Source organism: Domibacillus tundrae, from assembly GCF_000970675.1.
GTDB lineage: Bacteria > Bacillota > Bacilli > Bacillales > Domibacillaceae > Domibacillus > Domibacillus tundrae.
On the sequence record NZ_LAJA01000033.1, the window covers coordinates 1 to 26,565 of the forward strand.

A 26,565-nucleotide genomic window follows, 5' to 3' on the forward strand; every position below is an offset into this window, starting at 1 on the left:
TGTTTATAGAGGGAGGTTAGTTTAAGTATATTTCTTCACAAAGTTAAAGAAAAAGCCAATCATCCTACTCCAGAAAAATTGGCTTTTCTTTCTTTATTGATTACTTATCTGGATAGTTGTTTTGCGGGACTAAACATGAAGTTACTCAGTAAAATAGATGCTAAACTCAATATCATGAATAGTAATCCCCCTAATACGATGTATTGTGTACCCATTCCTGATATAAATAATCCCCCTACCGCCGTTCCAATCGTTATTCCTAAGTTACCGCATGATAGAAACAATCCATTAGCGAAATCAGGAGCTTCTGAAGCTGAAGAAGTAATCCAATATTGACTAACATTATTACCTATGGCAAATAGGATTCCCCATAACATAATCGTTATCAACATAGGTCCAGTGGACTTCCCTGTAAGGAATGACAATAGAAGCACGATTCCTAATGCGATTGGAAAATATGTTGCAGTTTTCATAGCATTTTTGGTAAGTAACCTTCCTCCTGCAACATTTCCAATAAGACTGGCTATGCCTAATAAAAATAATGCTAAAGTTAAGGTTTTCCCTGATATATTTGTAACGGTTCCAAGATATTCTGCAATGAAACTATTAATACTTGAACTTGCAGAACCTATAAATATGACAGTAGCAATAGCTAACCAAACAATTGGCTTTTTCAATACGCTTATTTGAGCTCCATAAGAAAGTCTTTCCTTAACAGGCATTGATGGCACAAATAGCAATGTAGCAATGAAAGCAAGTGCATTAACAATCGCAAAAAATAACATCGCCATTTCTAAAGAAGTTGCACCAGCAATATAATTAGTGATTGGCACACCAAGTATCATCCCTGCGGTAACTCCCAACATTACTTTAGAAACAGCCTTTGGTGCTTCTTCCTTGCTAACGGATGTAGCTGCTACCGTCAAAGCCAATGAACAATATATTGGGTGAAAAATGGCTGGTATCACACGAGCAATAAGCAAAACAGTAAAGTTTGTTGCAAACATTGAGGTAATGTTACCCAGAACGAAAATGCCTAGTACAAGTAACATGACTTTCTTGCGATTTATACTCGAAAACAATAGCGGCATAGTTGGAGCTGATATTGCAACAGCAAGTGCAAAGAGACTCACTAGCAAACCTGCTTTGGATACACTGATATGAAAGTGTTCAGCAATCAAAGGTAATATACCGATAACTCCCATTTCAGTAGTTAGAATACCGAAAACTCCTATCATCAATATAAATATGAGCATATTATTTCGTTTAGCCATAAAATTATATCTCCTTTTAATTTTTATTAATTTAGCTGAAAATAGAATCTCCGAAAATAAACATTGATTGATTAATCAACGCCTGTCTATAATTATAAAAAGTAAATGGATACTTACAATGATTAAATGAATGCAATTTGTTGATTAATCAACAAATGAATTGAAATTGTTCATTATCTTTAGGAAAGTTTGGTGACCTAATAATGTCTAAAGTGGATAGAAGAATAATCAAAAGCCAAGAAGCCATCAAAAAAGCTGTTATTGAACTGATGTCTAATAAAAATTTTGATGACATTACAATACAGGATATTGCCGACAGGGCAAATGTTAACCGAGGGACCATCTATCTTCATTACCAGGATAAATATGATTTACTGGATAAGCTCATTGAAGAACATATTAACGAACTACGGGAAATCTGCGAACGGGAAACTGAAACGGATTCTATAAATAGTAGTGTGACTTGGTTCGATTACTTTGAAAGTCATTATTTATTCTTTTCGTCTATGTTAGCCAGTAAAGGAGCCCCTTTCTTTCGCAGTCGGTTCCTTGAGTTTGTCATTGAAGATATAAAGAACGTAGAAAATGGATGGAATATAACAGAAGGAAAAAATCGCGGTTTAAGCGCAGATGTTATTCTTCAATTTTTTGGAACAGCTTACGTAGGGGCAGTGGAATGGTGGTTTAAGAATGAAATGCCTTGTCCACCTCATGTCATGGAAGAACAAATAGGGATATTGTTTGAGAGGAATTTATAGATATCTTCCTAATATATACACCTCAATTTTGAGAAGAAGAAATGGGTAATACCTAGAAGGTACTTTAACTAGAAATATGTTCTCATACTATAAAATAAATGCAAATTGTGAAGGATTGTACTTAAGCTAACGGGGGCGTTAGTTAAAGAACAAATAAGCGAATGCACTTGCTGCTTTATTTGTTCTATGAAACTCTTATAGGGGCTTAGACTAGTTTATAGTTTTATATGGTGTAATTTTCTACAAAAAGACATAAAAAGAGGAAAGCACTCCGGCGGTTGCTGTTAATAGCAATGATGCTGAAAAAGCTGACGCAAGCAAAGAGGAAAGCACTCCAGCAGTTGCTGAACCGGCAAAAGAAGATACAAAGGTAGAGGATGACGTTCCTCAAGAGTACAAGTCTGCTTTGACAAAAGCTGAAACGTACGCAAAAACAATGAATATGTCCAAAATTGCTATTTCTGAACAATTAACTTCAGAATATGGTGAAAAGTTTTCCGCAGAATCTGCCAAGTATGCGATGGATAATATTGAGTTTGATGACTGGAAAGCAAACGCTTTGAAAAAAGCCGAATCCTATTCAGAAACTATGAACATGTCAAAACAAGGCATCTATGAACAACTTACTTCTGAAAATGGTGAGAAATTTACTGCCGATGAAGCACAGTACGCAATTGACACTTTGAAAGCCAATTTTAATGAAAATGCTTTAGCAAAAGCAAAAGATTATCAGACATCAATGAGTATGTCACCAGAAGCGATAAGAGACCAACTTGTTTCTGAATACGGTGAGAAATTCACACAAGAAGAAGCCGATTACGCTATTAATAATTTAGATAAATAAAACGTAAAACACGCCCTCAACCTATTATTTGGTTTAGAGCGTGTTTTTGTCGTTGGGATAATTATCTTGAATGAAAATAGGCTTAACGTTGTAAAACCACAACAATCTTTTCTTGTGGAGCGTGGACTTTTCCATAATCATTAACCTTACCTGCGTTAAATATGTTGTTAATTGTATATTTATGGATTAATCGTATATTACAAATTTTCCTTCTTCACGTAACTTATTTATAGATGCAATCATATGATTTATTTGTTCATCGGAATGTCTTTCCCATGAACCTAATTCAGCTATTATTTTCAATGGTGATTTAGACCTATAGGAACGTGTTGGGTTCCCAGGAAATTTTTTGTCAGTTACGTTCGGGTCATTTTCAAATTCACCTAATGGTTCTACAATATAAATTCTTTCTTTTGATTTGGATGTTGCTAATTCAGCACCCCATTTAGCAGCGTCTAATGTTGCAGTAAAATATATATAGTTAGATTTTTTATCTTGGTAATTTGATATGTGTTGTGGTTCTAATAAATCTCCAATTTTTAGTTCTGCTTTAGTACCATGAAAAAAAGGACCATTATCTAAGACATCTTTTTTGTCATTCATACTGATACACCTCTTTTATGTTTTTAGATTTGTATAATAACATTATAGTATCCGAATTGGAGTAATTATACTGTCCAATCTGAATGTATGTAAAAAAGCAACAAACTTTACGAAAAGAGCTATTAGAAAAAACGAAAACAAGACATTAATTGTTTTCGTTTTTTATTATTGTTTATCTGGTGAATATATCTAAGAGGAGCAAACCCTTCAGTGTGTTGGCTGCTAACAATTTTAAATGGGCTTTTTACGGTGAGAACTGAGAGTTTGTTTTGTTTCTTTCTAAAAGGCTCTGTTCTGGATGATTGTTGCTTAGGGATATTTTTCTTCCACTAAAGGGGCGGGTCAGTTAAATAAGAATTATTTTCTGTGGTTGAAGGAGAAATAGAGCATAAAGGCGAATGTTTAGCCTAACAGCTAACATATTTGTCATATTTTTAATTCTGTTATTGGATAGTAATATAAGGAAAATAGACTTAGGGGAGTTGATTTGTATGGTGAAAATGACAGTTATTTATGAACAGCCAAAGGACAAAGAAGGATTTGAAAACCATTATTATGACGTTCATATTCCTCTTGTTCAGAAACTGCCAAATTTAAAAAATTTAAGCTATCAAAATGTGTTACAGACTCAAAATACAGATGCCGATTTATACTTGATAGCACAACTTGAATTTGAAAATATGGAAGCCTTCCAAGAATCAATGGCTTCTGAACTAGGTCAGGAAGCCCAAAATGATGGTGGAAAACTTGTTAAGTTTTTTAATAAGCCGCCTGTCATCTTAATTAGTCAATAAGACATTTACAGCTAAAAAATGGGCACGTTAGTTCTAAAGAGATAGCAGTCTCTTTTTTTTGGGACTTAAGCAACACTTTAATAAATGGCTCAATTTGGCATTCGTTGAGCCGTACTTAACCCGCATCTCTAATGGTCTGAACTGTTGTAAAAGTCGGTCTCTGACAAGAGACTAGTAACATCATTTATATTACATTCATTTTTACCTGTTAAAAGTTGACCTAAGAGAAAGGTGAGTAAATTCTGTCTGTATCAGTGTCTATTACAAAATCAACCGTTATATCTTCTGTATAAGGTATTGGGTCAAAATGATGTAGTCTGCAAAACACTTGTGGAAAGTCTTCTATCTCATAAGTTAATTCTTGGGCTTGAAAATACATTTTTCTTAATTGTGTTTTAGAACACTTTTTACCTGTCAGTAAAGCTTGGTGAAACATACCGTCTATTTCAATAATCAACTTTATCACGACTAGTTGCTAATCAGTCATATAGCTAAAATTTATTCTTTTTATAATACCACATAATCCTATGCTAACTAACGAGTACGACATTCAAATCCTGCTGCATAATGGTATATTAAGATTTAATAAATAATTCATTAATAAAAGGATGAATACGTATGGATGTTGGAATAGCCTATCTTCCGAAACATTATTTTAGTAATAAGCCCGATGCTGGTGGTCATTTTCCGTTTGCTATTGAAGGAACTGCAAGTTATGTTTTTGATATACATGACTTTTATCTTCCTGAGTGTGATGAAAATTTCGTGCTTTTATGGATGAAAAATATTAAAGCATATCCCATTTACTTTTGTTCTGAAATCCTTTCTTCTTGGAAAGAAGAGTATGAAAAAGATTGCGAGGAAGCAAATGTTTATTACAAATACTTGTTCCAAAGCCCTCAGCTAACTGTGGCGGTTACAGAGATTCAAAATGAAAAGCAATTCCAGGAGATTTTCCCCTGGTTCATTACAATGGGAACCTCAAATGAAATCGTTGTATGGTCAGCAAATAAAGATGTGTTTAGTGTGGAACAAAGGGAATGGACAGGAAATTGGGATGGGAAAATCACAGAAACAATCGTAGTGAAAGTAGAACCGGATGCAAGTATCTTTTGGATTGGCTATGACGGAACTAGTATTGCCGTCCTCTCAAATAACCCGCAATTCTCTACGTATGAAAATATATGCGGAACGCTTCCAGATTTTATTAATCCAACTCAGTGGGAGTTGGAATGAATAATGAAGGAACAGGGGGATGGTTTAAATGAATAAGGATTACTTGTTTTCCATCACAAATAAAGAACGGTTAGCTTCCTTTCTAAAAGAAAAAGAAGAGGAAAGCGCTGAGAGCTGCATTTTCCAAGAAGCAAAGCAACGGATACTAGATGTTCAGCAGCCGTTATTAGATAAGCTAAACCAACGCTTATAGTAGATATATAAAATTAAATCAATATGAGGGTGCTCGCTAGTGGAATACACTTTAGAATGGATTGAGGACCAGTTTGAGCAAAGACGTTTTTTAGAAGATGCTCTGAATTATTTTTACCAAATCAAACATGATACCTTTACGTTTAACGAACTGGTCCAACAAATTAATGAGTTGAAAACAAACTATTTAGAAGAAGAGTTTGAGAACAGTTAAAGCGCCTGTGGCGCTTTTTTTATTTGTTAAATTTCAAGCTGCCTTAAAGGCCTGTTTGTTTTGGGATATAATGTAGAGATATAATTCGATTATCTGAGGATTTGTAGGTTTAAAAAGGGAATCCTTATTGAACTAACAGGTGCTTTTGTGAACAAGGAATAATAGAAGGACCTCACAGGGTCCTTTTTGTTTGTTCAAAATCAACACTATTGTTTAACAGAGACAGCCATGCTAATAAGATTCGCACCATGGCGCATGAAAAAACGTCTTTTTGGAAGGATATTTTCAGGGTAGCCTATTTCTAAAGAAAAAGGTTATTTACTATGTCTTTACCATTATATAACTGGATAGGTTTTTCATTAACACCGCAGGAGACATTATATTGAAGTAATTTGAATGCCTGGACTAAACAAATTTAAATTGATGAAGCCCTAAATGAGCTGTATTGATGCATATTTATCAATAGGTTCATCAAATTTTTGCTACCGAAAACCTGGTTGGGTGTCCATTCAATGTCGCCTCCTATGCGCTATTAACCCATCTAATTGCACACGAATGCGGTTTAGAGCCAGGGGAATTTGTTCACAGCATTGGGGATGCCCATATTTACTCTAACCATCTTGAGCAAGTAAAAGAGCAGTTATCGCGCGAACCGAGGGAATTACCAACCCTTAAAATTAATCCAGAGAAGAAGTCTTTATCCGATATTGAATTAGAAGACCTAACAATTGAGGGATACAATCCGCATCCAGCTATTAAAGCGCCGATTGCGGTGTGATAATGGAAAAGACAGGACAGCTTGCATGTTCTGTCTTTTTTAATTTTGTGTTGTTAAGGGAACAAAAAGGTCAAATTTGATGGATATAAATTCCTTAATAGCCTATTATAAATTAAATAATGTAAAAAAATTAATCACTATTTCTATTATGAAAAGGTAGGAGCAGGTAATTCATCGATTTTCATGCGAAGTAAACTATATGGTTTTTGTCGTAGGTCTTTTCCATAATGAAATCTTGCCTGCCGATGTAATTGGTTCACAATAAAATATAAGTATTGATCCGGACCAATCGAAAAAGTATCCGGCCATAAAATTCTTGGATCATGTGCGATGGTTTCCATTATGCCATTCGGTAATATCTTTCGAATACTGTTGTTTTCATAGTCTCCAGCATAAATGTTTCCTTTTGCATCGGTGATCATGCCATCAGACGCACCTTTTTCACCCCAATACTCCACATGATAAGGTAAATCCATGTTCGGTATAGTTCTGTCTCTTAGGACTTCTGTTGAGATCGAAAACAGATGACGACTGGTTAGTGGACAAAAAAATAAAATCTTTCCGTCGGGAGAAACCGCTATACCATCAGACGCCAATCTAAATGGAGAAGTTGAGCCATCTTTATTTCGATTCATCAAAATTTTGCCTTCTACTTTCGGTAAAAGATAGGGATCGGGTGAAGTTGAATTTGCTCCATTTAACCGTCTAAACGCATCTCCATTATCCAAATCTACGACGATAATAGCTCCGGGCCCTTTGGAAGAAGAATCAGTTATATATGCATAACCGGCTTTTCCAACACGAAAATCAAATCGGACATCATTCAGATAAGTTGTTGGCAGGACAATATCTTCTGTAAAGGTATATACTCTTCTTATTGTATTGGTTTTTAAATCAACAGCGACTAATTTTGCCCCCCCTTTAATAGGTTCAGAAAAGTTTGGTGCCGCTGTATCTAATATCCAAAGCGTTCCCCGGCCATCAGCAACTACACTTTGGACACTGATGAAAGACATTGTAATATTCCCGGGGTTAACCATATTGATTTCTAAACTAGGATATGGCTGCAATTTATCCTCAACAATTTCCGCCACCGTAAATTTAACGTTATCTCCCCATTTCGGAAAGCAAATAAAAATACGACCGGTTTCTGAAACACTAACACCTGTAGGCATAGCTCCATAAAAGGCATAAACCAGTTCCAACTTACCGAAATATTTTTCGAAAGGTAATATAGGTTGCATGATATCCTCCTTAACAAATTCGAGCGGGATATCATCTATATATGATTAAAATTTTTTCTGGTGCCTGGTTCTTAATAAGTTTTTCTGTCTAAATGTAGTTTTAATTGATTGTTTTCGCAATTTTATTGTTTTAAATTCAAATTAAATCCCAACTATTTCAGTTGAAATGGCTTTTATCTATCGCAGCAGTAAATGATCATGAGATCGCATCCATACCAAGTCGATTATCGTAATTGTTAGCACCAAAATGCGCACTTTTTGCCATAATTAAACCTCCAGGCACTTGAATATCTTTAAAAATCTGTGACGAGCTATATATATCGTCCGAGCGCATTATCTTTCCATCGGTGGACCCCGTGCTGTTCCCACTCCATAATCTTTCTGCAAATAAATCATCGTTGTCTCGATTTTTTCATGGCCAAGAGGACGCATGATGGCATACACATCACTGTTGTTTATGTAGATGATCATCGTGAAGTTGTGTCAAAACTTATGTGGCGTTATTCTTTTTTACTCAACATTTTCAGTCTACTGTTGAGTAACTACGTGTTAATTCATTCCACTTTCCTTTGAGCGAAGACAGCATGTAATTCAAGATGGAATAGGCCTTGCTGTCCATCTGTATATTCAGCCGGCTCCGGCGGACACTTCAAGATACACCGATCCGGTTTATACCTGTTATTCTCTATGTAAGGGATCGGAAATTTTTCTGCGATCAGAAGGAGGGAACAGCCATGATAACTAAAACAGGAAGAAAAAAAGAATCACGAATCTTGAAAAAAAGGTAAAAGATCGTGTATACGTTACACCATTGAAATAATCAAGAAGCCAATAAACGGCTAATTGAATAAATAAAAAGAGTAACAGCAGGCAGCATAAAAAAGGTAAGTCGGCACTCGCGAACAGGGTCTCATGTTTTTGTTTTCAGGTCAATCATTCATCACTATGACTGAGTTGCCGATCACAGAATAGGCTATTAAACTTTTTAAAACCCTGTTAGGTGCAAAAATAAGATGCCAAAATTGAAACAAGCTCTCGATGCCACATATCCACAGTCTATCGATTTTGTAAACGGCCTGTCAGCCCGACTTGTCTATGGCATCCAGTTGTTTGGAAAAATAGCTGGCAAGGCTTCGCCCGATTGCCCGGCCGATTCGTAATCCCTCGCTGCTGTCGATTGGAAAGTGAACGCCTCCATATACACGCGAACTCGCACATTCTTCCGCAAGCTTCTGCAACTGATTTCGTTTAGCTGGAAAGAAGCAGCTCAACAGTTCGGCCAGCATCCCTGCTATAGTAGAATGCCCTGAAATATAGGAAGGCTGGCGGGGGGTGGATAGAAATGTCAGCAGCGGGTGGCCCAGCTGATTTGGCCGCGCTACCTTATAGCGATACTTAACTGTCGAGCAAACAATCAGTGCATCATTGATTGCTCCTGGAATAAGTACAAGAATACGTCCATCCCCTGGAGCGGATGAGGATACCAGCGGAAAAGGTATCTGAAGGGTTGCATAAATATCGATTAAGCGATCCATAATCGGTGTCCATTGTTTCGTGACATGCCTTGTCCCCCAGTATTCAGCAAGCGCTTTTTGTTTTGTGGTCAGGTTTTTTAGCGTTTTCTGCACGAGTTTCAACTCGCTGTCCCAATCAATCGTAGTAGGATGCTTGACTTGTGGCAGCGGGTTTCCGGCTGGATCTGTGAACCAGTTATTTTCATCCCTTTTTAAAAAAACGAGCGGCCAAGAAGGATTGAAAGGCTCCCCATGTTCAAAGTTCGAAGGCGGGGACGCTTCGCCCGGATAAGGAAGCTGAGACCAGGGTGGATAAGTTACTTGAAAGCCTAGGAGAAAACCAGGGGAGCCGGGAAGGTTTCGGTTCATCTTTCTTCACCTCCTTTTGTTCCTTATTGTTAAGATATGAGTATAATCTTGTATTGCTTAGGATACGGAAGTATTAAATTAATTTTTGTTTCAGAGTGAAGGATCAAAAAATATGGCTCCGGCTTTTCGACGTTTTGAGGTATTTCCTAATTAAAAGTACAAGGGCTTATCGATCCTCTGTATTCGTGATAGGTAAGTAAGAACGAGTACGTTTCATGGAATGATGGACAGAGATGCGGATTGGCTCTTATTCCGAAAAGATACACAATTGCCGGGATAGAGTTATTCAATCGTAAAAGGTTACGTGAAGTATTCGACTGATGGACTTTACCGAAATTCTAAACTAACTTGTTTACAGTAAATAACCTCGCAACAGGTTCAGCAGTTTTTTACTTTCTAAATTTTTGGGGAATCCCCTTTAACATTGCCGGTTATTATTTAATTGCCAATGAATGCGGTCTTGATGTGGGAGAGTTTGTTCATACAATTGGCGACGCACACATTTACACAAATCACATTGAGCAGGTGAAAACGCAGCTGGTCTGTTAGCCAAGTGAGCTGCCGACGCTTGAACTCAAAAAAGGAAAATCATTGTTTGAGATGGAGCTTGATGATATGAAGCTGCCCGGCTACGATCCGCACTCCGCGATTAAAGCCTCTGTTGCAGTGTGAAAACTGGCCTTGTGCCGGTTTTTTTGTGCGATTTTTCAGCATGAGGAACGAAAGCGTTGAGGATTTGTGTGACTTTCCGCTGATGGAGCGAAAATGTCGTGGCGAGGTGCGATGTAAAGGAAAAGCGTGCGAATTGTGCGTGGCCTGGTGCGAAAAGAACAGCATGGCGTGCGAATTGGCAAATATGGTACGATGGGAGGAGAAAATAAGGGGAAAGAAAGGAAGAAGATTTCATGATTTCATTTATTTGGGCAGAAAGCAAAGGCGGCGTGATCGGACTCAATAACAATCTGCCATGGCGTTTGCCGGAAGATTTACGTTATTTTAAAAAAACAACGCTCGGGTTTCCAATTGTAATGGGGCGGAAAACATTTGAGTCGTTCGGAAGCCGGCCGCTGCCAAAACGGGAAAATGTCATTTTAACGACCGATTACTCCTTTAAGCCGGATGGGGTCACTGTTGTTCATTCCGTAGAGGACGTTTTAAAAATGGCAAAGGAACAAGATCTTTTTATTATCGGCGGCGCCAATGTATTTAAACAATTTTTGCCGCATGCGGATCGTTTATACGTAACAAAAATTGAAGCAGAATTTAACGGGGATACGGTTATTGATTTTATTCCTTGGAAAGAGTTTCAAGAAACGTCCTGTACAAAAGGAGAAAAAAATGATGAAAACCCGTATGATTACTATTTTTGCGTGTACGACCGGGTGAGGTCATGATCCGGCTTGTCATTTTTTTCGGTTACTTGATCGTAACCTTGATTGGCCTTATTCCTAAAATGCTGCAATTTAAAAAAATCGATCCGGCGCTTCCGGTGGCGGATCGGGATGCGCGTGTTCATCCGCTCGTGAAAAAGTGGAACCGCGGCGTCGCGAAAATGGCCGGTGCGAAAGTAAATGTAACGGGTGAGCACCACGTACCAGCGGGCGCTGTCATGTTTGTAAGCAACCATGAAGGAGACTTTGATGTGCCAGCGTTTATCGGCTATATTGACAAGCCGTTCGGGTTTGTGGCGAAAACGGAAATGAAAAAAATTCCGCTCTTAAGCACATGGATGGAGCACATTCACTGTTTGTTTTTAAACCGGAATGACCGGCGCGATGCGGTGAAAATGCTTCGCACTGGAGCCGCCATTTTAGAAAAAGGCCATTCCCTTTTTATTTTTCCCGAAGGAACACGGAATAAGGGCGGCGAATTAAAGCCATTTAAAACCGGAGCATTTCGAATGGCAAAAGACGCAGGAGTGCCGATTGTGCCAGTCGCGATTAAAGGAACAGCCGATGTGTTTGAAAATAATTCCGGCAAAAAGTTAACGCCCGCACGTGTGAACGTCGCGATCCTGCCACCACTCTTGCCGCACGAACACACAGGTGCAGATTTAAAGCAGACGGCTGCGGATGTGCAGAAGCGAATTGAAGCCCAGCTGGTAAAAATGCAGTAAGTTTATGGTATTGAAAAAATTCTTGCTTTTCTGTTATTATTCGACGATAATGAAAATTAATTTACTACATAAAAGCGGTTAAGCAAAAAAGAGGGGGCAGTTTTGGATGAGCAAGTGGAAATGGATGATGTCAGCCGGTGCGGCAGCGATGATGCTCGCAGCGTGCGGAGGCGGCGAAGAAGAAGCGGAAACAAATTCAGGCGGATCGTCAGAGGGCGAAACGTACAAAATCGGCGTAACCCAGATTGTCGAGCATCCGTCGCTTGATAATGCGTACGAAGGCTTCAAAAAAGGGTTGGAAGAAGCGGGCGTATCGGCTGAGTTTGACGAGCAGATCGCACAAGGCGACCAAAACAATAATCAGACAATCGCTCAAAACTTTGTAGCGGACGGCGTTGATTTAATCTTCGCTAATTCGACACCAAGTGCAACAGCGGCGCTGAATGCAACGAAAGATATTCCGATCGTGTTTACGTCCGTAACAGATGCGGTTGCGGCTGGACTTGTAAAAGATACAGAAGCACCGGGTGGCAATGTAACAGGAACGGTGGACCTGCATCCAGAGGCCATTTCCAATACAGTAAAATTTATGGCAGAAGAATTTGACGGCAAAAATGTCGGTGTTATTTACAATGCCGGGGAACAAAACTCGGTTGCCCAGGCAGAACAGCTGGAGGCTGTTTTAACAGAAAACGGCTTGAAAATGGCGCCTGTTACTGTTTCAACGTCTTCTGAAGTAAAGCAGGCGGCGGAAAGCTTGATCGGCAAAGTCGACATGTTCTACATTTTCACAGACAATACGGTTGTCTCGGCGCTTGAATCCGTTATTCAAGTCGCAAATGATGAAGACCTTCCTTTATTTGTAGGAGAAAAAGATTCTGTTGCCCGTGGTGGATTTGCGGCATACGGGTTTGATTATGAAGACATTGGGAAAGAAGCCGGCAAAATGGCCGCGCAAATCTTAAAAGGTGAAGCTGAAGCAGGTGAACTGCCAGTTCTGCCGCCGCAGGATTTAAAGCTCGTTATTAATGAAACAGCTGCAGCTGAAATGGGTATCGAGATTAAAGAAGAATGGAAACAGGATGCAGAGATTGTAAAATAAGGGGAAAAGGTGCGCCTTCACCAGGCGCTCTTTTCATGTAAACAGGAGGATTTTTTTATGATGACAGCGATGTTTGGCGCCGTGGAGTCAGGCGTCATTTACGCGATCATGGCGCTTGGTGTGTACTTGTCATTTCGTGTGCTTGATTTTCCCGATTTGACGGTAGACGGAAGCTTTGTCACAGGCGGCGCGGTTGCCTCGATCATGATTGTAAATGGAAGTGACCCGTTTTTGGCCACGATTGCGGCCCTTTTTGCCGGTTTTTTGGCGGGCTGCATGACGGGTATTTTGCATACGAAAGGCGGGATCAACCCGCTTCTATCTGGGATTTTAATGATGATTGCCCTCTATTCAATTAATTTGCGTATTATGGGCAAGCCGAACGTGCCTCTTCTCGCGGAAGAAACGGTTATGACGAAAATCGACAATTGGTTTGCGTCAGACTGGAGTATTTTATTGTTTATGCTTGTTGTTACACTGATTATTAAGTTCATTACTGATTTATTTTTAAAAACAGAAGTTGGTTTAAGCTTGCGGGCTGTTGGAGACAACGAAGGCATGGTACGCAGTTTCTCAGCAAACACAGGGTGGATGAAAGTACTTGGCCTCGGACTTTCCAACGCGCTGGTGGCATTTTCGGGTGCACTTGTTGCCCAGTACAACGGCTTTAATGACGTCGGAATGGGGATTGGGATGATTGTTATTGGCCTCGCTTCCGTTATTATCGGCGAAGCGGTGATTGGTCATTCCTCAATTGCCCGGGCGACGCTTGCAGTTGTAGTTGGTGCGGTGCTGTACCGGATGATCGTAACGCTTGCCTTGCGGATTGAATTTTTGGATACAGGCGATATGAAGCTTATTACAGCGGTTATTGTTATTATTGCCCTTGTTTTGCCGAAAATACTCGACCGGCAAAAAGCAGCAAAGCGGAAGAAAAAACGGCTTCAGCAGTTAGGAGGCGGCGTTGATGCTTGAAATGACCCAAATCTTTAAAGTGTTTTATGAAGGCACACCGGATGAGAAAATTGCATTAAACAAAGTGGATTTATCGATGCGTCCAGGTGATTTCGTGACGGTCATCGGTTCAAACGGCGCAGGGAAATCAACACTTATGAACGTCATTTCCGGAAAATTATCGCCGGATATGGGAATGGTGATGATCGACGGCACAAATATGACGACACTCGCGGAGCATAAGCGTGCTTCGAAAATCGGCCGTGTGTTTCAGGATCCGATGGCGGGAACGGCTCCGACGATGACGATTGAAGAAAACTTGGCGCTTGCGTACAACCGGACAAAAAAGCGGACGCTTTCGTTCGGTGTGACAAAAAAACGGCGCGATTTTTACCGGGAAAAGCTTGAAATGCTGCATCTCGGACTCGAAGATCGTCTTCAGGCAAAAGTCGGCTTGCTTTCAGGGGGAGAGCGGCAGGCGCTTTCGCTTCTCATGGCGACGTTTACCGATCCGAAAATTTTGCTGCTTGATGAACATACAGCAGCACTCGATCCGTCACGGGCGGAGCTGATTACGAATTTAACGAAAGAAATTGTTGAGCATCTAGGACTGACAACGCTCATGGTGACACACAATATGCAGCAGGCGCTTGATTTAGGCAACCGGCTGATCATGATGGACAAAGGCCAGATTATTTTCTCGGCCAATGAAAAAGAAAAAAAGGAATTAACAGTGGAAAAGTTGCTGGCAGAGTTCCAGAAAATAAAAGGTGGCGGAGGCTTAAGCGATCGTTCGCTGCTTTCGTAAATGCAGAAGGAGACAATATGTCTTCTTCTTTTTTATGAAACACGTTAATAAAGTAGGAAGAACGGATAAAGAATAGTAAAATAAATGCATATGCACGTTGAATGGCAGGAAAGAAGGGATCTATTATGAGCAAAATTAAAATTGTAACGGACTCCGCGCTTGATATGACGAGTGCTGAACTAAAAGAAATGGGCATTACAATGGTGCCGCTGACGGTACTTGTAGACGGTGAAACGTATTTAGACAGCGTCGAAATTTCGGCAGAAGAATTTTTGGTGAAAATGGCAAACACGAAAGATTTGCCGAAAACGTCGCAGCCGCCGGTTGGCCGCTTTATGGAAGTGTTTGACGAACTTGGAGCGGATGGCAGCCAAATCATTTCGATTCATATGACAGGCAGCATGAGCGGCACGTATCAATCCGCGAAGCAGGCCGCGGAAATGTCCTCATCAGACGTGACGGTTGTAGATTCCCGCTACATCTCAAAAGCGCTGTCTTATCAAGTGTTAAAAGCGGCTCGAATGGCGGAATTAGGTCATTCTGTAGAGGAAATTACGGCAAGGCTAGATGAAGTACGCGCACAAACGAAGCTTTACCTTATGGTCGATACGCTTGAAAATCTGATTAAAGGCGGTCGGATCGGCAAAGCGCAGGGATTTATCGGATCATTGCTGAACATTAAGCCGATTGCGAATTTGGATATTGGGGCACTTTCTCCTGTGACCAAAGTGCGTTCGCATGCAAAAGGCATTAAATTTTTCGTCGATCAATTAGGTGAAGAGTTAAAAGGAAAAGAACTCGTTCACTTTTCGATTGTGCACGCCGGCCATAACAGCGCCGCGTTTTCGGAAAAACTAAAAGAAGAAGTCACGAAGATGACCGGTTTTAAAGACATTGATATTTGTATTACGGCGCCGATTATTTCAGCTCACGCGGGACCAGGAGCAGTCGGAATTATGTACCAGGCGAAAGAATATAAATAATCACACAAAAGGAGTGTCCTGAACATCTATATCAGGGCACTCCTTTTCATATATATAAAATTAGTGGAGAGGCAAAGGGCGAAGAATCACTTTAATAGACCGCGGCATTTTAAAATCAGACTGGGCTTGTTTTAAATAATTGTACATCGCTTTTCCGCGTCCGGCATTGGCGGAGTGAATGGTGATGCGCTCAGCGAACAGCTGATGCTCCACCATACGCTGTACAAGAACAAAGCCGTTTTGGGTTTTACTGACTAAATCGTGATCGAGCGAAAGATGCCCAATCTTTTCAGTCGAAAGTAATGTGAAGCATTCATCGATTGTTTCAACTAGTGTATGATCAGGAGGACATGTGCGGTAGTCATCAAGAAAAACATTGATACTCATTTTACCAATCCTCTGTTTCGACATATTTAAATTGTACCATACTTTGGGAATTTACACGAATGAAAGAAAAACCGGGCGTTTTTTAAACGCCCGGCAGTGGGGTCGGAGTCGGTTCTGCGTAACCTTCACTATATGTGTTATCAATGAGTGTGCGGATTTCTTCAGGCGATTTGCCTTCCTCGGTCATAACAGCGGTTGTGGCGGCGATTTCAAGGCAGACACCACAGCGGGTGCCGTGGTCGTCCCATGTGATTTCATCGCCGCTACGTTCAGCGATAAAGCAGTTTAAATTGCTTTTGTGACCAGCCGATTCTCCACAGCCGCAGTAGCATGGCATTTGGTCGAGCACGTCTGCATGTTTGGCGGCAGCTAAATAAATCGCGCGCATGTTATCGTCTTTGTCATCTAAAAAAGACGGCAGTGTGTCCGCCGATGCGGTCATCTCCTGCAAGTCGCCATTTTCTGCGGTGTGAGTATGGTCTTCGTGGGATTGGGCGGCATCATCGTTTCCGCAGGCAGCCGCAAATGGAATCGCCATCGTCAGTACGATCGCGGATAATTGTTTTTTCAAGATGTATTTTGCCCCTTTCAAATAGAAGAATACCTGGAAAACTGATATAATCATACATTGAAAACTAATCTCTTTCAACCGTGCAAGGAACGTGATACGATTTTGAAGAAGAAGAGGTGACCGCTTTGAAACGGGTAATGGCGGGCATAGTTCTGGCAGTGCTGCTGGCAGGATGTGCGGATGAAGCGGATGAAGTGCAAGAAACAGCGGCGCCAGGTGTTCCGCAAAATGTGAATATTGTCTCGATTGGCGATTCGTTGACTGAAGGAGTCGGCGACAGTACAGACTCCGGCGGGTATGTACCCTATTTAGAATACCAACTGGAATCGCTCGATGAAATAAAGGAAGCATCGTTTGTGAATTACGGCAAGCGGGGCAATCGGACCAATCAGCTGATTAAACGACTGGAGCAAGCGGAAATTCAAGCGGATATAAAAAAAGCCGACATTGTCATTATTACGATCGGCGGCAATGATGTCGTCAAAGTCGTGAAAGAAAACTGGTCTCATTTGACGGTCGATACATTTGAAAAAGAAGAAGACGGCTACGCGGAGCGGATTCATACGGTTTTAGAAGAAATCCGCGCGATTAATGAAGATGCGGGAATCGTTCTCGTCGGCATTTACAATCCGTTCGGCCGCATTTTTGTCGACACGGAAGATGATGAAATGATTGTCCGGACGTGGAATGAACGGGCGGAGGAAGTGGCCGCATCATTCGAGCAGACGGTATTTGTAAGTGTGGAAACGATTTTCGGCGAAGGCAGTGACGGGCTGTTTTTTGAAGATCAGTTTCATCCGAACGATATCGGGTATGAACAAATGGCCGGCCGCATTTTTGATACGATCAACGGAGCTCCGCTTGAAGAGTTGACCAATCAAAAAATTGTTATTTCGAATGAGGGATCAAATTGACAAAATGGAAAGTGGCCTTTTTTTTATTATTACTCAGCATCATCGCCGTGATCGGGTTCGTGGCTATTTTGATTTTTCTCCCATCAAATGCAGAAAAGCCGGTCATAGCGGAAGTAGAAGGCGAAACGGCATTTCATGTAACATCGTCAAAAGCGGAACTGAACCAGCTCGTAAGCTATTATTTAGCAAAAGAAGCGGGTAATGCGCCGATTGACTACGACGTGTACATTGGGGATGACGTGGAATTGTATGGGTCGTTTCCAGTACTTGGTGCGGACATTGATTATTACATGACGTTTGAGCCGGAAGCGCTGAAAGACGGCAATATCGTTCTTCGCCAAAATGGGCTGCGAGTCGGGCTGCTTGATATTCCGGCCTCGTATGTGTTAAAAACGGCAGACAGTGCTTATGCGTTTCCAGAGTGGGTGCATGTCGTACCAGACGAGGAACGGATTTATTTATCACTTGCAGAAATGCGGCTTGACAACGGCATGCGTGTTAAAGCAGAATCATTTAACTTAGCAAAAGATAACATTCAATTTGCAGTGCTTTTACCAGAAGGGGCTGCTGAATAGGAGGCAACAAAGATGGAAAAAGCAATCTTTGCGGGAGGCTGTTTTTGGTGTATGGTCAAACCGTTTCATGAGCAGCCGGGTATTGAGTCCGTTATAAGCGGCTATACAGGCGGCCGTACGGAAAATCCGACATACGAAGAAGTGTGCAGCGGGGCAACCGGCCACATTGAAGCCGTTGAAATTACATTTGACCCGGACGTCTTTTCATATGAAAAGCTGCTTGGCGTGTTTTGGATGCAAATCGATCCGACGGATGCAACTGGCCAATTTTACGACCGTGGCCGCTCGTACATGCCGGCGATTTTTTACACAACGGACGAGCAAAAGAAGCTGGCTGAAAAGTCCAAACAACAACTTGATGCAAGCGGACGGTTCAAAAAGCCGATCGCGGTGCAGGTGCTGCCGGCCGAAATCTTTTATCCGGCGGAAGCGTACCATCAAGATTATTACAAGAAAAATCCGGCGCACTATAACGCGTATCAAACAGGTTCTGGACGCGCCGCTTTTATTCAATCACACTGGAGGGATATTAAATGAATAAAGAAAACTTAAAAGAAACGCTTTCCCCGATGCAATTTAATGTAACTCAGCAAAACGGTACCGAGCCGCCGTTTCACAATGAATATTGGAACGAAACAGCGGACGGCATTTACGTAGATTTAGTTTCTGGCAAACCGCTTTTTTCATCGAAAGACAAATACGATGCAGGCTGCGGCTGGCCGAGCTTTACAAAGCCGATTGAGACAGCAGAAGTGCTGGAAAAACGGGACATATCTCACGGCATGATCCGCACCGAAGTCCGCAGCAAAACAGCGGATTCGCATCTTGGCCACGTTTTCCCGGACGGACCGGTAGATGCCGGCGGTCTGCGCTACTGCATGAACTCTGCCGCGCTCCGCTTTATACGGAAAGAGGACCTGGATGCGGAAGGATACGGCGAATACAAAGACCTTTGCTAAAGGGTCTCAGACTGTAGACTAATAAAACTTTTAACAGAATCTCCTTTTGTTTCTTCACATGAGAGCTGTTTTGACGGGAGCCGATAAGGCGGCAGGCGCGCGGCTTCGCTTTCCATGGGGGCAGGCGCTGAGCTCGTCTCCGCCGCTTTGCGGCAGATCCGATCTCAGCGGTCCTGCCAGTCCCATAGGAGTCTTCGCCGCCCGCCGCCTGTGCGTTTAAACGAAACAGCCATGTCTGGCAGATCCATCTTTTTCAACAGCGACAATGAGCAAGAGGATGCAGTCATGTCCCTGGCGTTTGTTCCATACATACAGCCTATCAGGACTTGCTTCCTCTCGCTGCTTTTCTAAAACATTTGGTGAAGCCGCACGGACGAAGACTCCCGCGGAAAGCGAAGTCCGGGCAGTTTCATCTATCGGCTCCAGGTAAAAAAGAGCCTGCTTCTCTGAAAGATACCTGCCTTTTTCGGCAATAGAAATTTTTGTTAAAAAAACGAACGTTGACTTTGTCGACAGTCTCAGACCTTTGCTAAAGGGTCTTTTTTTGGAGGGAACCAATGCACAAATCGTTTTATCACTATTTAATGAAATATAGAGAAGAGCCGCCGCGTGACGAGCTGGCGTCGTTTGCGAATGCAGCGTTCGGCGACCACTCCTTTCCAAAAACAGCGGATTCATATGACGTGCTGAGCCGCTACTTGGAAATGGATGTTGATTATTTGCCAACGATGAGTGTGTTTGATACGGCGTGGGACAAATATGAGCAGGATGAATTAACTCGCTGAAACTTTTTTGTTTTTTGTTCGTAAATAGGACTATTACGGTGAATGGAGTGAGGCAGGATGGCGTTATTTAATAAGGCATTGGCAAGCATAGGAATCGGAAATGCAAAAGTGGACACGAAGCTCGAAAAAGCGAAATACACAGCAGGTGACGTGCTGCGAGGCATTGTCGAAGTCAAAGGCGGCAATATAGCGCAGGATGTCGATTCTATTTATGTCGCGGTCATGACAACGTATGAGCGGGAAACGGATGACCGGAAAGTGACCGATGAAGCGGTCATCGTGAAAGAAAAATTGAATGAGCCGTTTACGATCAATGCGGGGGAAACACGCGAATTTCCGCTTGAGATGACACTGCCGCATGAAACGCCTGTGACGCAAGGAAAGACACGCGTCTGGATCGCGACCGGGCTTGATATTAAACAAGCGGTGGATCCGTCTGACAAAGACTATATTGAGGTGCATCCAACCGTCATCGCGGAAGAAGTACTGGACGGCGTGCGTGCGCTTGGATTTCGGCTCCGTGAAGTGGAATGCCAGCACGCCCGCATGACCAATTATCCATTTATACAAGAGTTTGAATTTGTTCCGGTAACAGGCGCTTATGCAGGCAAGTTGGATGAGCTGGAAGTCTCCTTTTTGCAGCAGTCAAAAGACGAAGTGAACGTGCTTTTGCAAGTAGACAAGCGGGCGCGGGGACTTGGCGGCTTTTTGTCGGAAGCGATGGGCACCGATGAAAGGAATGTCCGTCTGCGTGTCAAGAGGCAGGAGCTCTCGCAAGTGCGTTCAAAGCTTGACGAGACAATCAGCCGTTTTGCATGATAAGATAATGATGCTGAACAACTCGGATGAAAAGCGTAGTATGCTGGAGCAGTGTCCGAGTGACCAACATCCTGTTATAAGGGGCTCGGACTAAGAACGCCACGTCCTGTGGCAACGTCCGAGTGATCAACATTCTGTTGGCCCTAATCATATGTTTTTATGGAGGAATTTTGAATGAGTGTACACATTGGTGCAAAAAAAGGTGACATTGCAGAAACGGTTTTGCTTCCAGGCGACCCGCTTCGGGCAAAATACATTGCAGAAACCTTTTTAGAAAATCCGGTCTGCTATAACGAAGTTCGAGGCATGCTTGGCTATACCGGTACATATAAAGGAAAAAAAGTATCGGTTCAAGGTACTGGCATGGGCGTACCATCCATTTCGATTTACGTGAATGAACTGATGCAAAGCTATGGGGTGCAAAAATTGATTCGGGTTGGTACGTGTGGTGCGATTCAAAAAGATGTCAAGGTGCGTGATGTCATTTTAGCGATGACATCATCAACCGATTCAAGCATGAACCGCGTGACATTCCCAGGCGTCGATTATGCGCCGACTGCCAACTGGGAATTGTTAAAAGCGGCGTTTGATGCTGGAACAGAAAAAGGATTGCAGCTGAAAGTCGGCAACGTATTTACAGCGGATCAGTTTTACAATGACAATGCAGACCATGCAAAATGGGCACAATATGGCATTTTGGCGATCGAAATGGAAACGACGGCCCTTTACACACTCGCTGCAAAACATGGCCGCCGTGCACTGTCAGTCCTGACGGTGAGCGACCATATTATTACGGGTGAAGAAACAACATCGGAAGAACGCCAGACAACGTTTAATGAAATGATCGAAGTAGCGCTTGAAGCGGCGGTTCAGTCGTAATGAAAAAAAATGTTTTAACGCTGGCAGCCGTAGTGCTGTTAGCCGGATGTACGTCCGCTGAAGAAGAAACCGCAACAGAAACGGAACAAACCGCGCCGGCGGAAAAACCGGCAGCAGAAAAAGAAACCGGTCCTGTCATTGACGCATCGTATTTCAATGAATTGAAAGAGGTGGACGGTTTGCAAGTTATTCAAAATCCGGAAAACCCGCTGGTGCTTGTGAACAAAGAATTTGCGCTGCCATCAGCTTACACGCCGCCTGACCTTGTCCGTCCGAACGTTCAATATTCATTCGGCGATCAGGATATTGAAAAGAGCTATATGAGGCGTGAAGCCGCAGCAGCGCTTGAAACGCTGTTTAAAGGTGCTAAAGAAGATGGCCAGTATTTATTTGCAGTATCCGGCTACCGTTCGTACGACCGCCAGGAAGAAATTTTAGCGGCGGGTGCTGCCGCTAGCAGTGAAGAAGAAGCGTTAAAGTCCATTGCACCGCCAGGCATGAGTGAGCATCAGTCCGGTCTTGCGATGGACATCTCATCGGAAAGCAACGGCTTTGAATTAAATCAGTCTTTTGAAACGACTGCAGAAGGCCAGTGGCTGAAAGATCACGCCCACGAATACGGCTTTATTTTGCGCTATCCAAAAGGCAAAGAAGACATTACCCAGTACATTTATGAACCGTGGCATTTCCGCTATGTTGGGGGCGATGCGGCGGTCATGATTTATGAAAACGACTGGACATTAGAAGACTATTTTGAGCAAGTAAAACCGGCGGAGTAATCTGCCGGTTTTTTTTCGACAAGGTTTTTGTTTTCAAAAATCCCTGAAAACTGCTAAAATGAAAAGATCAGTGTACATAGATGGAGAAAGCGGGGAACAGAATGGAAGAAGAAAAGCCGGAACAGGGCCATTATATCAAAATAAAACGGTTTCCGTTTATTATGTTGATTTTTGCGCTCGTGTTTATTACGGCGGCGGTGACAACGATTACGCTCGCTTTCGGTGACGAGAAAGCAGTCGAAGTCGGAGCACCGGCCCGGTCAGAATTCAGTAAATTTTATGAAGCATATGACAAAATAAAAAGCACGTATTATGAAGAAGTGGATCAGGAAACGCTCGTCAACGGTGCCATTAACGGCATGATCGATTCACTCGAAGATCCGTATTCTGATTATATGAATGAAGAAGAAGCATCCCAGTTCCATGAAGACGTATCAAGCTCATTCCAGGGCATCGGTGCGGAAATTCAAGAGCAGGACGGATTTATTATGATCGTCTCGCCGATTAAAGGATCACCGGCGGAAGAAGCGGGTTTAAAACCAAATGACATGATTTTGTCTGTCGATGGAAAAAGCATTCAAGGCATGAGCGCTTCAGAAGCGGTGCTTTTAATCCGCGGTGAAAAAGGAACAAAAGTGGCACTGGAAGTACGAAAAGCGGGAACGGAAAAATCACAAAACATCACAATTGTCCGCGATGAGATTCCGATTGAAACGGTGTATGCTGAAATGGGGAAAGGCAACATTGCCCACATTCAAATTACAAGCTTTTCCGAGCATACGGCAGAGGAGCTGAAAACGGCTCTTGCTGATATGGAAAAAGAAGGCATGAAAGGCATCGTCCTTGATCTTCGTCAAAATCCGGGCGGACTGCTTGACCAAGCGATTGAAATGGCCAACTTGTTCGTTCCGGAAGGCAAAAACATTCTGCAAGTGGAGTCCGGCGGTGAAACACAGGAATACAAAGCAGAAGGCGGCGATAAAATTGAGCTGCCAACCGCTGTTTTAATTGATAGCGGCAGTGCGAGTGCGTCAGAAATTTTGGCGGCGGCGTTAAAAGAATCAGCGGGCATTCCATTGATTGGGGAAAAATCATTCGGTAAAGGAACTGTCCAATCAGCGGAAGATTTCAGCGATGAATCCAACCTGAAGCTGACAACGGCGAAATGGCTGACGCCAAACGGCACGTGGATCCATAAAAAAGGCATTACGCCGGATACCGCCGTAGCACTTCCAGCTTACGCAACCTTAACGTACATTAATCCAGAATCCGAACTCAAACTTGAGACGCTATCGGATGAAGTGAAAACAGCTGAACAAATGCTAAAAGCTCTCAGCTACGATCCAGGCAAAGTAGACGGCTACTTTGACGAATCGACCGAAAGCGCCGTTGAAGAATTCCAGGAAGCGGCTGATATCGAACCAACCGGTGTTTTAACTGGTGCATCGACCACAAAGCTGATGGAAAACCTTCGTCTGAAACTCGAAGAAAATGACACACAGCTGAAACAGGCGCTTGAATCCGTGCAATCGAAAATAAAGTAAACGGAAACCCCTCCGATTTTTTTGGAGGGGTTTTTGAATGGACACAAACTTGGCTAAATGGACACAACGGTGTAGGAATGGACATGAATTGGAAGAGTGAACACGGTTATTCCTCGATCTTCCATAATGGAGAGAAGGACATCTTCTCTACTTTCCGAAATTATATTTTCAGGATGGCATTGGAACTTTTGTTTGCCGCTGGTCAAATCGTGAAATTCAGCATAAAATAAAATCTGGGAGTGAAGGAGGAGGTTTTTGGCTGACTGGCGGGTACTATACGAAACGCTTTGGAAAGGGCGAACGTTTACCGATGTAGATGAAGCGATGGAGAACGAGCTTGAAGATAAACTAAATCACCCGAGATTGAGAAAAAAACCGGAAGTGAAGTTTTTTGAAGCGGTGCGCCGTGTGCGTGATTCGTCTTTGTCAGATTCGGACAAAATGACGCTTATTTCGGCCTATGTCAACTGTTTCGAAAAACGAAAGCAAAAAGATTGATTTTGTACCCCTGTGTGTATAAAATAATCGCAGTGAGTGAATAAGGGGGAAAAATAGATGGCAGGGTTCATCATCGCGTCGGCAGTATTAGCGGCGATGTTGCTAATTGGATATAAACGGTATTGGCCGGTCAATGTTAAGCGCATTTTGCCGGATGAAGCGGCTGGGCATCCAGTTATTGATGTACGGGACTGGCAGGAAGCCAATCGTCTGCCTCTTGCGGGCGCGGAGCATATTCCGTGCGGCTATATTCCACGCAATGCGGGTAAATTCGGCGGCCAGGAAGTGTACATTGCGGCTGCATCAGCGGTTGAACGGAACTTTTCCGTTCGGTTGTTGAAAAAATATAACATTCATGTAAAAGGGTTTATTTGCATGAATGAATCAGTGTAAGCCGGTGCCAAAGCACCGGCTTTTTAAATTTGTCAGTAGAACAACCCGTCGTTTAGGATAGAAGGGAAGAATAGGGGGCGCTCAACGGCAAAGACGGCACTTGTAACAGGCGGATCAAAAGAAATAGGGCGGGATATTTGGCAGCAGCAGGTCACTCTATTATGATTAATTACCGTTCTGGGGCGCAGCAGGCTGAATCATTTTCGGAATTGAAAATCAACCATTACTTTTTTAGCTGCACGGCATAAAATGAATCCATTCCTGACGAAAGAAGAAATATTTGATGAAAAAGAAACATCTTGAACCGGCAGCCGTCCTGCTTCTTACATACATCAGTGCTGTTTTAATAGGGACGCTAATATGTTCCGGCGTACGATTAAGCCGCAATGTGTCATACGAGTATTGTCCATTACGATGATTGCTTTTTCACTATCATTATGGGGATGTTTTTGATTAACGTCGTCGAGGACTTGCTTTTTTGCCTCTTATGTTTAAAAAAGTGTCTGCATTTGCGCCGGTCGGGCTGTCGATGAACTTGACGCTGCCTCTTGCTTATATGTTTGCCAAAAAACAAGATACTCATTTTAAATACGCATCTGAAGATGTGCAGACGGGATAAATCATTCGATTTGTTCGAAAAGATTGAATTATTAGAAAGTACCGGATACATTAAGGATATTAAGCCTCGTATATTAGAGTTACATAGGGATGGGGGTATTTATAAGGTGATAATCCGTAACATGTTTCTAGCGGCCGTTTTGTTTTTGGGTGGGTGTTCGGAAGAGGCAGTTGATCAAGTGATTGAAGAAGAGGATCAGGCTTTGGATGAGCTTAAAGAAGAACCGCAAGAGGATGGGGATTGGTACCTAGAACAGCTGGCCGGGCAATACGGCGAATTAATTCCGGATGAGTCAGCGCTTGAAGAAGAGACAGCAGAAGCACCTGAATCTCCTCCGGAAGAAACGGCAGTGATCACCTATTCAGTTGAAAATGGTGAAATTATGGAAGAAACAAACCGGTCAGATGACGCCTATGCGGATAATTGGGAGGATCAGGAGCGGTTATGGTCCCATTTTTATCATATGATGCCGGCCGATTATATCGATACGGTCGGTGAACTGGAATTTTTCACAGATGGATCGGATGAAACCCTCGCGTACGTGGAACCGATGGACGATACGTATTACTGGAAAGTGGCAATCGACTTTCAGGATACGGACAATGAAATAGAGCTGTACGGGACGCTGCTGCACGAAATTGCTCACATTGTGACGCTTGCGGATGATCAGTTCACTGACATGGAAGAAGCGTGTGCAACGTACGAATCGGACTACGGCTGCATGGCAGAAGAATCCTATATGAACCAGTTTTTCCAGACATTCTGGGCGGGTCCGATGTATGTGGAGTGGGCGGCGGAAAAAGTCAGTGAAGATGTCGAGGCGCAAGACGCGTTTTACGACAAATATACCGATCAATTTTTAACGTATTACGCGACCACGTATCCGGATGAAGATTTAGCAGAATCATGGGTGTACTTTCTTTTTTCAACGGCGGACGAAGTGGAGATGTATGAAGGCGTTTTAAAAAAGAAAATCCTGTTCTTTTATGATTTCCCGGAACTGGTCGAGATGCGCGAGGAAATGTTAGCGAATATGTGGAACACTTTATAGGGAAAAAGC

Annotated in this window: 30 protein-coding genes and 3 pseudogenes; 27 read left to right on the forward strand and 6 right to left on the reverse strand. The window is 42.5% G+C overall.

Going from position 1 to position 26,565, the window contains the following annotated elements; genetic code table 11:
* Positions 1-104 precede the first annotated feature (104 nt).
* A complete protein-coding gene (locus tag VQ00_RS16340; protein WP_046181198.1) occupies positions 105-1,274 on the reverse strand; it encodes an MFS transporter in 1,170 nt (389 codons plus the stop codon).
* A 203-nt stretch (positions 1,275-1,477) separates the two neighbouring features.
* Here VQ00_RS16340 and VQ00_RS16345 point away from each other — a divergent pair, with 203 nt between their 5' ends.
* Positions 1,478-2,032 carry a TetR/AcrR family transcriptional regulator gene (locus VQ00_RS16345; protein WP_046181199.1) on the forward strand — a complete coding sequence of 185 codons (555 nt, stop codon included), beginning with the start codon at positions 1,478-1,480 and terminating at the stop codon, positions 2,030-2,032.
* Positions 2,033-2,435: 403 nt separating this feature from the next.
* Positions 2,436-2,876 (forward strand): annotated as a pseudogene (locus VQ00_RS16350) (Ltp family lipoprotein); the annotation flags it as partial.
* A gap of 186 nt (positions 2,877-3,062) precedes the next feature.
* Here VQ00_RS16350 and arr read toward each other — a convergent pair.
* On the reverse strand, positions 3,063-3,479 hold the full coding sequence (gene arr / locus VQ00_RS16355; protein WP_046181200.1) for an NAD(+)--rifampin ADP-ribosyltransferase: 417 nt from the start codon (positions 3,477-3,479) through the stop codon (positions 3,063-3,065).
* Positions 3,480-3,970: 491 nt separating this feature from the next.
* Between arr and VQ00_RS16360 the strand changes: the two genes are divergently transcribed.
* The 5 genes and pseudogenes from VQ00_RS16360 to thyA (VQ00_RS18290) form a co-directional block, all read left to right on the forward strand.
* Positions 3,971-4,273, forward strand: coding sequence for an EthD family reductase (locus tag VQ00_RS16360; RefSeq protein ID WP_046181201.1), 303 nt, complete (start codon positions 3,971-3,973; stop codon positions 4,271-4,273).
* A 618-nt stretch (positions 4,274-4,891) separates the two neighbouring features.
* On the forward strand, positions 4,892-5,509 hold the full coding sequence (locus VQ00_RS16365; RefSeq protein ID WP_046181202.1) for a hypothetical protein: 618 nt from the start codon (positions 4,892-4,894) through the stop codon (positions 5,507-5,509).
* 28 nt (positions 5,510-5,537) lie between these two features.
* Complete coding sequence (locus VQ00_RS18705) at positions 5,538-5,702, forward strand: hypothetical protein (protein ID WP_156154098.1); 165 nt, start codon at positions 5,538-5,540, stop codon at positions 5,700-5,702.
* A gap of 39 nt (positions 5,703-5,741) precedes the next feature.
* On the forward strand, positions 5,742-5,915 hold the full coding sequence (locus VQ00_RS18710; protein ID WP_156154099.1) for a hypothetical protein: 174 nt from the start codon (positions 5,742-5,744) through the stop codon (positions 5,913-5,915).
* Between the two features lie 496 nt (positions 5,916-6,411).
* Positions 6,412-6,693 (forward strand): annotated as a pseudogene (gene thyA / locus VQ00_RS18290) (thymidylate synthase); the annotation flags it as partial.
* 146 nt (positions 6,694-6,839) lie between these two features.
* Here thyA (VQ00_RS18290) and VQ00_RS16375 read toward each other — a convergent pair.
* Complete coding sequence (locus tag VQ00_RS16375) at positions 6,840-7,937, reverse strand: L-dopachrome tautomerase-related protein (RefSeq protein WP_046181203.1); 1,098 nt, start codon at positions 7,935-7,937, stop codon at positions 6,840-6,842.
* A 1,079-nt stretch (positions 7,938-9,016) separates the two neighbouring features.
* The gene (locus VQ00_RS16380; protein ID WP_052728615.1) at positions 9,017-9,820 is read right to left on the reverse strand and encodes a phosphatase PAP2 family protein; all 804 of its coding nucleotides are present in this window, start codon (positions 9,818-9,820) and stop codon (positions 9,017-9,019) included.
* Between the two features lie 402 nt (positions 9,821-10,222).
* Here VQ00_RS16380 and thyA (VQ00_RS18295) point away from each other — a divergent pair.
* The 7 genes and pseudogenes from thyA (VQ00_RS18295) to VQ00_RS16410 form a co-directional block, all read left to right on the forward strand.
* Positions 10,223-10,492, forward strand: a pseudogene (gene thyA, locus VQ00_RS18295) (thymidylate synthase); the annotation flags it as partial.
* A gap of 233 nt (positions 10,493-10,725) precedes the next feature.
* Positions 10,726-11,214 carry a dihydrofolate reductase gene (locus VQ00_RS16385; protein WP_046181204.1) on the forward strand — a complete coding sequence of 163 codons (489 nt, stop codon included), beginning with the start codon at positions 10,726-10,728 and terminating at the stop codon, positions 11,212-11,214.
* Positions 11,187-11,936 carry a lysophospholipid acyltransferase family protein gene (locus VQ00_RS16390; protein ID WP_156154100.1) on the forward strand — a complete coding sequence of 250 codons (750 nt, stop codon included), beginning with the start codon at positions 11,187-11,189 and terminating at the stop codon, positions 11,934-11,936. Before VQ00_RS16385 ends, VQ00_RS16390 begins: the two co-directional genes overlap by 28 nt.
* A gap of 106 nt (positions 11,937-12,042) precedes the next feature.
* Positions 12,043-13,038 carry an ABC transporter substrate-binding protein gene (locus VQ00_RS16395; protein WP_046181206.1) on the forward strand — a complete coding sequence of 332 codons (996 nt, stop codon included), beginning with the start codon at positions 12,043-12,045 and terminating at the stop codon, positions 13,036-13,038.
* Between the two features lie 57 nt (positions 13,039-13,095).
* On the forward strand, positions 13,096-14,013 hold the full coding sequence (locus VQ00_RS16400) for an ABC transporter permease (RefSeq protein WP_046181207.1): 918 nt from the start codon (positions 13,096-13,098) through the stop codon (positions 14,011-14,013).
* Positions 14,006-14,800, forward strand: coding sequence for an ABC transporter ATP-binding protein (locus VQ00_RS16405; RefSeq protein ID WP_046181208.1), 795 nt, complete (start codon positions 14,006-14,008; stop codon positions 14,798-14,800). The genes VQ00_RS16400 and VQ00_RS16405 overlap by 8 nt, the downstream gene beginning before the upstream one ends.
* Before the next feature lie 125 nt (positions 14,801-14,925).
* A complete protein-coding gene (locus tag VQ00_RS16410) occupies positions 14,926-15,783 on the forward strand; it encodes a DegV family protein (protein ID WP_046181209.1) in 858 nt (285 codons plus the stop codon).
* Between the two features lie 60 nt (positions 15,784-15,843).
* On the opposite strand, the gene VQ00_RS16415 is transcribed toward VQ00_RS16410, so the two are convergent.
* Positions 15,844-16,170 carry a cyclic-phosphate processing receiver domain-containing protein gene (locus VQ00_RS16415; RefSeq protein ID WP_046181210.1) on the reverse strand — a complete coding sequence of 109 codons (327 nt, stop codon included), beginning with the start codon at positions 16,168-16,170 and terminating at the stop codon, positions 15,844-15,846.
* 82 nt (positions 16,171-16,252) lie between these two features.
* Positions 16,253-16,741, reverse strand: a complete 489-nt coding sequence (locus tag VQ00_RS16420; RefSeq protein ID WP_245618142.1) for a PCYCGC domain-containing protein — start codon at positions 16,739-16,741, stop codon at positions 16,253-16,255.
* Positions 16,742-16,857: 116 nt separating this feature from the next.
* On the opposite strand from VQ00_RS16420, the gene VQ00_RS16425 reads away from it, so the two are divergent.
* The 13 genes from VQ00_RS16425 to VQ00_RS16485 all read left to right on the forward strand — a co-directional run bounded on the left by VQ00_RS16425 (position 16,858) and on the right by VQ00_RS16485 (position 26,556).
* A complete protein-coding gene (locus tag VQ00_RS16425; RefSeq protein WP_245618143.1) occupies positions 16,858-17,655 on the forward strand; it encodes an SGNH/GDSL hydrolase family protein in 798 nt (265 codons plus the stop codon).
* Positions 17,652-18,230: a YpmS family protein gene (locus tag VQ00_RS16430; RefSeq protein ID WP_046181211.1), complete on the forward strand. Its 579-nt coding sequence runs from the start codon at positions 17,652-17,654 to the stop codon at positions 18,228-18,230. Before VQ00_RS16425 ends, VQ00_RS16430 begins: the two co-directional genes overlap by 4 nt.
* A gap of 12 nt (positions 18,231-18,242) precedes the next feature.
* Complete coding sequence (gene msrA / locus VQ00_RS16435) at positions 18,243-18,767, forward strand: peptide-methionine (S)-S-oxide reductase MsrA (RefSeq protein WP_046181212.1); 525 nt, start codon at positions 18,243-18,245, stop codon at positions 18,765-18,767.
* Positions 18,764-19,189 carry a peptide-methionine (R)-S-oxide reductase MsrB gene (gene msrB / locus VQ00_RS16440; protein ID WP_046181213.1) on the forward strand — a complete coding sequence of 142 codons (426 nt, stop codon included), beginning with the start codon at positions 18,764-18,766 and terminating at the stop codon, positions 19,187-19,189. Before msrA ends, msrB begins: the two co-directional genes overlap by 4 nt.
* A 557-nt stretch (positions 19,190-19,746) precedes the next feature.
* Positions 19,747-19,974, forward strand: a complete 228-nt coding sequence (locus VQ00_RS16450; RefSeq protein WP_046181215.1) for a YozE family protein — start codon at positions 19,747-19,749, stop codon at positions 19,972-19,974.
* 57 nt (positions 19,975-20,031) lie between these two features.
* Positions 20,032-20,793 (forward strand): sporulation protein, encoded by a 762-nt coding sequence (locus VQ00_RS16455; protein WP_046181216.1) that lies wholly within the window; start codon positions 20,032-20,034, stop codon positions 20,791-20,793.
* 174 nt (positions 20,794-20,967) lie between these two features.
* Positions 20,968-21,672 (forward strand): purine-nucleoside phosphorylase, encoded by a 705-nt coding sequence (gene deoD / locus VQ00_RS16460; protein ID WP_046181217.1) that lies wholly within the window; start codon positions 20,968-20,970, stop codon positions 21,670-21,672.
* The gene (locus VQ00_RS16465) at positions 21,672-22,451 is read left to right on the forward strand and encodes a M15 family metallopeptidase (RefSeq protein WP_046181218.1); all 780 of its coding nucleotides are present in this window, start codon (positions 21,672-21,674) and stop codon (positions 22,449-22,451) included. The genes deoD and VQ00_RS16465 overlap by 1 nt, the downstream gene beginning before the upstream one ends.
* A gap of 101 nt (positions 22,452-22,552) precedes the next feature.
* Complete coding sequence (locus tag VQ00_RS16470; RefSeq protein ID WP_046181219.1) at positions 22,553-23,995, forward strand: lmo1851 family serine protease; 1,443 nt, start codon at positions 22,553-22,555, stop codon at positions 23,993-23,995.
* A 255-nt stretch (positions 23,996-24,250) separates the two neighbouring features.
* Positions 24,251-24,493, forward strand: coding sequence for a hypothetical protein (locus VQ00_RS16475; RefSeq protein WP_046181220.1), 243 nt, complete (start codon positions 24,251-24,253; stop codon positions 24,491-24,493).
* Positions 24,494-24,550: 57 nt separating this feature from the next.
* A complete protein-coding gene (locus tag VQ00_RS16480; protein ID WP_046181221.1) occupies positions 24,551-24,886 on the forward strand; it encodes a hypothetical protein in 336 nt (111 codons plus the stop codon).
* A 478-nt stretch (positions 24,887-25,364) separates the two neighbouring features.
* Positions 25,365-25,505 carry a hypothetical protein gene (locus VQ00_RS18715; RefSeq protein WP_156154101.1) on the forward strand — a complete coding sequence of 47 codons (141 nt, stop codon included), beginning with the start codon at positions 25,365-25,367 and terminating at the stop codon, positions 25,503-25,505.
* A 106-nt stretch (positions 25,506-25,611) separates the two neighbouring features.
* The gene (locus VQ00_RS16485) at positions 25,612-26,556 is read left to right on the forward strand and encodes a hypothetical protein (RefSeq protein WP_156154102.1); all 945 of its coding nucleotides are present in this window, start codon (positions 25,612-25,614) and stop codon (positions 26,554-26,556) included.
* Positions 26,557-26,565: the final 9 nt, after the last annotated feature.